Genomic DNA, 3,201 nt, shown 5'->3' with positions numbered 1-3,201 from the left:
AAGCGTTCATTGACATGATGATAACATAAAGTATAAGTAGAGCAATCGAGTTGCTTGACTTTCGGGTTAAGTGACGAAAAGAATAAAAAAAGTAGATAAGGGCACATGGTGGATGCCTTGGCTCTCAGAGGCGATGAAGGACGTGATAAGCTGCGATAAGCTGCGGGGAGGAGCAAATATCCTTTGATCCGTGGATTTCCGAATGGGGCAACCCAATAGGTGAAGAATCTATTACCATACTATATGGAGTCAACCCGGTGAACTGAAACATCTAAGTAGCCGGAGGAAAAGAAAACAAAAGTGATTCCCCTAGTAGTGGCGAGCGAACGGGGATTAGCCCAAACCAACGTTGTTTCGGCAATGTTGGGGTTGTAGGACTGAGCTGTGGAAGAAATAAACGAAGCAAAACAAACTGGAAAGTTTGATCATAGAGGGTGATAATCCCGTATGCGTATTTTTATGATTCCTATCAGTATCCTGAGTAGCGCGGGACACGAGAAATCCTGTGTGAATCTGGCGGGACCATCCGCTAAGGCTAAATACTCCTGAGAGACCGATAGCGAACCAGTACCGTGAGGGAAAGGTGAAAAGAACCTCGAATAGAGGAGTGAAATAGTTCCTGAAACCATGTGCCTACAAGCGGTCGGAGCAGCAATGTGACGGCGTGCCTTTTGCATAATGAACCTACGAGTTACTGTCACTGGCAAGGTTAAGACCTAGAGAGGGTTGCAGCCGAAGCGAAAGCGAGTCTTAACAGGGCGTTAAGTCAGTGGTAGTAGACGCGAAACCAAGTGATCTACCCTTGAGCAGGTTGAAGTTTGGGTAACACCAATTGGAGGACCGAACCGGTAAACGTTGAAAAGTTTTCGGATGACTTGAGGGTAGGGGTGAAAGGCTAATCAAACTTGGAGATAGCTCGTACTCCCCGAAATGCATTTAGGTGCAGCCTCGTGGTTAATACTTACGTCAGGTAGAGCTACTGATTGGATGCGAGGGCTTCGCCGCCTATCAAGTCCAGATAAACTCCGAATGGGCGTAAGATTTACACGGGAGTGAGGGCATGGGTGCTAAGGTCCATGTCCGAGAGGGAAAGAACCCAGACCATCAGCTAAGGCCCCCAAATACTGGTTAAGTTGAATAATAACGAAGTAAAACTACCGAGACAGCTAGGATGTTGGCTTGGAAGCAGCCATTCATTTAAAGAGTGCGTAACAGCTCACTAGTCGAGTGGTTTTGCGTGGATAATAATCGGGCATAAATCAGTTGCCGAAGCTATGGGATAAATATTATCGGTAGGGGAGCATTCCATATCAGCGTTGAAGGCGGGGCGTGAGCCCTTCTGGAGCGAATGGAAAAGCAAATGTAGGTATAAGTAACGATAAAGGGGGAGAGAAACCCCCTCGCCGAAAGACTAAGGTTTCCTGATCAACGCTAATCGGATCAGGGTAAGTCGGGCCCTAAGGTTAAGCCAAACGGCGATACCGATGGACATGCGGTAAACATTCCGCAACTACTATACGGAGTGAAGTGGAGACGCAGAAGTGACACTGTTGCCAACTGACGGAATAGTTGGTTTAACCATGTAGGTTATGAGAGGTATAGGCAAATCCGTACCTTGAGCTGAAGTGGGAAAGTACTACAATCCTTCGGGAGCGTAGATATACAGGTAATCCGGCTGCCAAGAAAATCCGCTAAACGCTAATTCGTATAGTATCCGTACCGCAAACGGACACACGTAGTCGGGTTGAAAATACTAAGGCGCTCGAGTGATTCATAGTTAAGGAATTAAGCAAAATGACCCTGTAACTTCGGAATAAAGGGTGCCCACAGCAATGTGGGCCGCAGAGAATAGATCCATGCAACTGTTTATCAAAAACACATGGCTGTGCTAATAAGAAATTAGATGTATACAGCCTGACACCTGCCCGGTGCTGGAAGGTTAAGAGGAGATGTCATCGCAAGAGAAGCATTGAATTGAAGCCCCAGTAAACGGCGGCCGTAACTATAACGGTCCTAAGGTAGCGAAATTCCTTGTCGGGTAAGTTCCGACCTGCACGAATGGTGTAATGATGTGGATACTGTCTCAACTATGAGCTCGGTGAAATTGTAGTATCGGTGAAGATGCCGATTACCCGCGATGGGACGAAAAGACCCCGTGAACCTTTACTATAGCTTTACATTGATTTTGGGTACTTGATGTGTAGGATAGGCCGGAGGCTATGAAGCAGGGACGCTAGTTTTTGTGGAGCCGCCGTTGAAATACGGCCCTTTAATTATTTGAAATCTAACTCGCGGATGCGAGGACATTGTATGGTGGGTAGTTTGACTGGGGTGGTCGCCTCCAAAAGTGTAACGGAGGCTTCTAAAGGTGTGCTCAGAACGATTGGTAACCGTTCGTAGAGTGTAATGGCATAAGCACGCTTGACTGAGAGACCAACAAGTCGATCAGGTAGGAAACTAGAGCATAGTGATCCGGTGGTTTCAGTATGGAATGGCCATCGCTCAAAGGATAAAAGGTACTCCGGGGATAACAGGCTGATCATTCCCAAGAGCTCATATCGACGGAATGGTTTGGCACCTCGATGTCGGCTCGTCACATCCTGGGGCTGGAGCAGGTCCCAAGGGTTGGGCTGTTCGCCCATTAAAGTGGCACGCGAGCTGGGTTCAGAACGTCGTGAGACAGTTCGGTCTCTATCTATCGTGGGCGCAGGATATTTGCGGAGATCTGACACTAGTACGAGAGGACCGTGTTGGACGTACCCCTGGTTCACCAGTTGTTTCGCCAGGAGCATTGCTGGGTAGCTAAGTACGGTTTTGGATAAGTGCTGAAAGCATCTAAGCACGAAGCCAACTTCAAGATAAGATATCCATATAAGGGTCGTTGTAGACTACGACGTTGATAGGCTACAGGTGTAAAGGCAGCAATGTCATAGCCGAGTAGTACTAATTGCCCGAAGCTTTTTTAAAGTGGCTCACTCTATAAGAGTGAAATCACAAAAAAGACATTGCGATTCGCAACACTTATACTTTATCATCATGTTTACGATATTTTAGGTGGTTATAGCGTTGGGGTTCCACCTCTTCCCATTCCGAACAGAGAAGTTAAGCCCAATAGCGTCGATGGTACTGCCCTACAGGTGGGAGAGTAGATAGCCGCCAATTTTACCTGAGGAGGTCATTAGTTTATACTAGTGACCTCCT

2 rRNA genes are annotated in these 3,201 nt (G+C 47.1%); both read left to right on the top strand.

Annotated features, from left to right (window positions below):
• Positions 1-85: 85 nt before the first annotated feature.
• Positions 86-2,966: ribosomal RNA gene (locus C1A06_RS14930) — 23S ribosomal RNA — on the top strand.
• A gap of 84 nt (positions 2,967-3,050) precedes the next feature.
• Positions 3,051-3,162: ribosomal RNA gene (rrf, locus tag C1A06_RS14925) — 5S ribosomal RNA — on the top strand.
• Positions 3,163-3,201: the final 39 nt, after the last annotated feature.

The organism is Dysgonomonas massiliensis, assembly GCF_900240225.1.
GTDB lineage: Bacteria > Bacteroidota > Bacteroidia > Bacteroidales > Dysgonomonadaceae > Dysgonomonas > Dysgonomonas massiliensis.
Note: the sequence above shows the minus strand (reverse complement) of the source record. Positions and strands in the feature narration are given on the sequence as shown.